Origin of the sequence: Desulfovibrio sp. 1214_IL3152 (assembly GCF_036763055.1) — a bacterium.
Lineage (GTDB): Bacteria > Desulfobacterota > Desulfovibrionia > Desulfovibrionales > Desulfovibrionaceae > Desulfovibrio.
Genome location: NZ_JBAIYW010000208.1, coordinates 1 through 5,180, shown reverse-complemented (window position 1 = coordinate 5,180; position 5,180 = coordinate 1). Strand labels below are relative to the sequence as shown.

Here is a 5,180-nt window from a genome sequence, read left to right as displayed (position 1 = left end):
CCAGATAGCCGCGCCGCTGACAATAAAAGCAGCCACCACGGCAAAAAAGGCTTTTTTGTTGCGCACGCCGCCGCCCCAGCCAAGCCAGGGGCAGGCCGCCATCATAAGCATGAGCAGCGCGCCCAGGGGCAGGCAGACGCGATTGTAAAAGTTGGCGTCAAGGCCACGCGGCGCGGTAGACCACAGCTTGCTGATGACAGGCCACATGGTGGCTACAAGAATAATACCCGCAAGCGCCAACAGCACCCAGGCCACAAGGGTCAGAAAGCCCTCGCGGCTGTCCAGGCCGGACAGGGGACGGCCCCTGCAGGGGCTTGTCAGCGGAACCCACAGGGAAACAGCCAGTCCCGCCAGAATAAACAAGGTCAGGGGAGTTCCCACGCTGCCGTCGCCAAAGGCATGCACGGAATCGATAACGCCGCTGCGGACAAGATATGTGGCGAAAAAGGCCGAAACCGTGGTCAGGGCCATCATAGCCACGTTGACGCGCCCAAGCTTGTTGCGGCGGTCTTCGACAATAAGGGTATGCAGGGCTGCGGAAGCGATGAGCCAGGGAATGAGTGAAGCGTTTTCCACCGGGTCCCAGGCCCAGTAGCCGCCCCAGCCAAGTTCCATATAGGCCCACCACGCGCCGAGCACGATGCCGGCCGTCAGGAACAGCCAGGCCAGAATGATCACCGGGCGCGAGATACGGAACCATTCCCCCTCGGTGTCGGCCTTGCCTGAAAGGGCCTGGGCCAGAGCAAGACAGGCGGGGATGGTAAAACCGCCGTACCCCAGGAAAAGCAGGGGCGGGTGAATGATCATGCCGGGGTTTTGCAGCAGGGGGTTCAGGCCGTTGCCGTCAGCGGGAACAGGATTCTGGAGCATGAAGGGATTGCTCCAGTTGGTAAGGATAAGGGCAAAAAAAGCCATGATCGTATAAAAAAAGGCCCAGTACCACAGCCGCGTGGAGCGGCTGATACCCTTATAGGCGCGCGTACATGCGAAGAGAGAACCGCTGACGCCCACGGCCAGCGCCCAGAAAAGCATGGAGCCGGGCTGCCCGGCCCAAAAAGCCGTAAGCCGGTAAAAAACCGGCAGGATGCGGTCCGTGTAGCTGGCAACGTACTGCACCTGAAAATCAAACCAGAAAAGCGCGTGCAGCAGTATGGCCGAAGCAATGAGCAGCGCGCCGCTGACCGCTATATGGGCCTTTTCAACAAGACGCAGGGAGTCTTCACGTCCTTGCCACAGTTGCAGCAGGGCCAGACCGCCGCCGCCCAGGGAGGCGAGCAAGGCCAAAAGAAGGAGGGCAAAGGCAAAAACGTACATGTAACTCCTTTTACCGGCCTCGTGGACCGTGCTGCGGGGTCATGCGCCATACCGGATACGGCAGCGCGCCCCATGCGCGATGTGTCCGGCAATGCCGGGCCTGTTGTTCCATCAGGGGCTGACGTCAGCTCTGGCGATTTTCTTTCTGATATTTGGACGGGCATTTGGTCATGAGGGTTTTTGCCACAAAGTGGCCCTGGGCGTCCATGCCGCCTTCCACAATGACCTCGGCGCCCGCCTTGAAGGTATCGGGGACGGTTCCGCTGTAGCGCACCTTTATGGACTGACCGGCATTGTCCTTGTCAGCAAGAAGAAAATTGACTCCGGTTCCCGACGCGGACTTTTCAATGCCGTCAGGGGCGACCGTGCCGAAAAGCCGGGCGGAAGCCAGCTTGTCCGGCGTGGCGGCCTGAGCTTCGGAAACATTCAGAAAGTAGACGCTGTTTTCCGAAAAGCCGGAATACACCAGATAGCCCACGCCGCCAAGAAAAAGCAGCAGCGCCGCTACATAGATGCCGGTATTTTTTTTACGGGCCATGATAACCTCATTGCTGCGGCAGACGCGCTTTGCCGCGTAATCGGCTTTTGCAGCGCCGAAACCCCGACGCTGCAACCATGCCCGCATGGCGCGGGACGGTATGCGCTGTTTTACGGCTAAGAATCTAGACCATTTCCGCCAATCTGACAAGGTGATAATATTTCCTGTTAAAAGGGCAGTGCAGGGGCTGGCGCGGCTTTTGTGATGCTGTCACAGGCAAAAAGCCGCCGCGGGCATGCGGGGCCACCATGCCGCAAGTCACCGAGGGACAGGCCGCACGCGCCCAGACTGCAAAGTATACCTTAAAACTCGGATAGATGCGCAGAGTACCGCAAGCCAAAGCCCTCGCAAACGGCCCCCTTCCCCGCAAAGACTCCTGACCGGGGCCAGCCCTAGTCTTCCTTCACCGTACCGGAACTGGACATGACGCAGTTTCTCTGGCGTTTGCCCTCGTAAAGATAAAAATCCGCCTCTTTGATAAGTTCGTTGAACGCCTTGCCCCTGGTGTATTCCACCACTCCCAGAGTGATGGTGACATTGATGATCGTCGTTTCTGTGCGGATGGGGGTTTGCTCCACGGTCTTGCGCAGCTTTTCCGCCAGCGTAAGGCCATCCGCAAGGCCGCAGGAAATAGCCAGAATAAGAAACTCCTCGCCGCCCCAGCGGGAGGCGCAGTCTTCATGACGGATATTGTTCTGAAAAATTTTCGCAACGGAGCGCAGCACCATATCGCCCGCGTCATGCCCGTAGGTGTCATTCACAACCTTGAAATGGTCGATATCGGCCAGCACAAGGCAGAATTGCAGTCCCTCACGCTGCGCGCGCGAAAGTTCCTCTTCAATACGCTCATACATGGCGCGCCGGTTGAGCAACCCCGTAAGAAAATCATAGTAGGCGACGCGCTCAAGCTTGTTGTATGCCTCGTCGAGCTTGTTTTTCTCTTCCCGCAGTGCGGTTTCGTCTTCCTTAAGCTTGGCAATAAAGCCATCAACCATGCCCGTCAGGTGCCGCTCGAAAAAAATCATCAGAACGGCGTACATCAGGGCCATTATGGAGATGATTCTGACAAAGGAGAGTATCTGGTCATTGAATGCGCTCCGGAAATCGTCTTCACGCTTCTGTACGATGGAATCCATATCGTCGGTATAGATGCCCGTACATACAATCCAGTTAAACGGCTTGTATAATTTTGCGTATGTGAGCTTTTCACTTATCTCGTCAGAACCAGGTTTTTTTGCATAATAGGTTAAAAATATCTCTCCGTGCGCAACAACGCCTTCCAGCTCTTCCTTGTACGGCAGGTTGCCCTTGATATCCGCCATTTCTGTGGACAGGGACATGCCCTCGGTATCCGGCTCGCCAACATGCACGGCCCGCACGGCATAGCCCGGGCCGCCGCTGTAGTTGTGCACCTCATTGATCCATACGTACTGGTTAAGAGAAAACCGTACGCTGCGGATAATGGCCTTGCAGCGTTTTTTGGCGATTTCATCCACGGCCCAGTCCGTACCGAAAACAACAACTTCCCGGGCCCCCCCAATCTGCCCCACAGCCCAGACAGGAAAATCCGTTGACGGCTCGGTCCGCCCCTTCATAAGCCGCTCCAGCAGCAGATGGGCGAGGTCTTCTTCATCCGTCCACAGAATTTTCTTGGCGGCCCTGTCAAAAACAGCAAGACCAATGCCTGGCATATGCAGGGCGAATCGTGTGGTACGCTTGCTCGTCAGGGGGTCAAAAGCCTCAACTATATTGCTGGTGCTCATGCCCAGTGTGCCGAGCATAGCGCACAAGGCTTTTGCCATGGTCTGGTATTCCGCATACACAGTGGTGCGCATGGCGCTGATTTGTGCGTCGAGCCTTTCCACCCTTTCCACAAGGGACTGTTTTTTCTCTGAAAAAATACGGGATTTTGATTCCTCGACCATTTTGTCAAACTGATCGCGCACCGAAATGAAATACGGAATTGACAGGGCCACCGACATCAAAATCAACGCCAACAGCCCAGTAACATAATAAAATATACGGATTTTTCTTTTTGCCAGTTTGTCCATGGTATGTCTTTGCCGGAGTGGGCAGATTGGAGGCTCCAAAAAACCGTCATTTTTTTCGGAGCGCTCAGCCAGTATAGCCAAAAAATTCTACATAGGAAAGCAGTCTTGAATGCTCTTAACGACGCATGGCTGCCCATTTTCATGCCGGAAAACATAAGGCAGCCTTACCGTGAAACGACGCAAAAAAGCCGACCCGGAGATTCCGGGTCGGCCATATATATCAAGTTATTCTTATAGAGCAGATTAACTTTGAGAATATACATTCTCAAAGTTTAAGACACGCTCACTTCGGCGTTTAACCGCGCAGATAAACTGCGCTTACGCCTCCGTAGCGAACGTCTGCTCACGCAGCCGTCCGAGCAATTTCAAAGTGAAATTGCTCTAGAGCAGATTAACTTTGAAAATGTACATTTTCAAAGTTTAAAACACGCTCGCTTCGGCGCTTAACCGCGCAAATAAATTGCGCTTACGCCTTCGCGGCGGGCGTCTGCTCGCGCAGTCGCCAGAGCAATTTCAAAGTGAAACTGCTCTAGATTACGCGCTATTCAACCGTAACGCTCTTTGCCAGATTGCGGGGCTGATCCACATCCTTGCCCAGATAATCCGCAGTTTCATAGCTGAAAAGCTGAAGCGCGGGCAGAGCAGCAAAGGCAGAAAGCGGCGCGGGCAGTTCGGGGATATCCCACCGGTCCTCGACGTCCAGTTCCACACCCTTGTTGGTGAGGGCAATAACCTTGCCCTGACGGGCCTGCACTTCCACCATATTGGACTTGACCTTGGGCAAGAGCGCGTCATTGAGGGCCAGGGCAAAGGTGGGAAAATTCGGATCAATAAGGGCGATGGGACCGTGCTTCATCTCGCCGGCGGCATAGCCTTCGGCGTGGATGTAGGAAAGCTCCTTGAGCTTGAGCGCACCTTCCAGAGCCAGCGGATAGCAGTGGCCGCGTCCGAGATAGAAGAAATTGTGCACCTGCGAGTATTTGCGCGCGATCTCCTTGGCACGCTCGTGCAGGGCGGGCAGATTGTCGTCCAGCAGGGCGGGCAGGTTTTCAAGCACCGTGAGGTGCTCACGGCATTCCCCGGCAGACAGGCAGCCCTTGCGCACGCCCCAATAGAGCGCCATGAGGGTCAGCATGAGCATCTGGCTGCACATGGCCTTGGTGGATGCCACGCTGATTTCCGGGCCTGCCTGCGTGTAAAGCACGGCAGAAGCCTCACGGGCAATGGACGAGCCAACCACATTGCACAGGCCCAGCACCGTCACGCCGCACTGGCGC

General features: G+C 55.8%; 4 protein-coding genes. All 4 read right to left on the bottom strand.

Translation table 11 applies throughout. The features are described 5' to 3' along the window. The coding region (gene ccsA, locus V6C07_RS04410) for a cytochrome c biogenesis protein CcsA (RefSeq protein ID WP_333535151.1) at nucleotides 1-1,314 on the bottom strand (1,314 nt) is incomplete at its 3' end. A 124-nt stretch (nucleotides 1,315-1,438) separates the two neighbouring features. Then, nucleotides 1,439-1,852 carry a cytochrome c maturation protein CcmE gene (locus tag V6C07_RS04405; protein WP_333535150.1) on the bottom strand — a complete coding sequence of 138 codons (414 nt, stop codon included), beginning with the start codon at nucleotides 1,850-1,852 and terminating at the stop codon, nucleotides 1,439-1,441. 392 nt (nucleotides 1,853-2,244) lie between these two features. Further along, on the bottom strand, nucleotides 2,245-3,903 hold the full coding sequence (locus tag V6C07_RS04400) for a sensor domain-containing diguanylate cyclase (RefSeq protein WP_333535148.1): 1,659 nt from the start codon (nucleotides 3,901-3,903) through the stop codon (nucleotides 2,245-2,247). 541 nt (nucleotides 3,904-4,444) lie between these two features. Continuing rightward, a partial coding sequence (locus V6C07_RS04395; RefSeq protein WP_333535147.1) for an SIS domain-containing protein occupies nucleotides 4,445-5,180 on the bottom strand: 736 nt, incomplete at its 5' end.

What these genes read in the sequence shown, in the direction of transcription:
- V6C07_RS04400 (WP_333535148.1), bottom strand. Translation starts at nt 3,903, where the DNA reads ATGGACAAACTGGCAAAAAGAAAAATCCGTATATTTTATTATGTTACT.
- V6C07_RS04405 (WP_333535150.1), bottom strand. Translation starts at nt 1,852, where the DNA reads ATGGCCCGTAAAAAAAATACCGGCATCTATGTAGCGGCGCTGCTGCTT.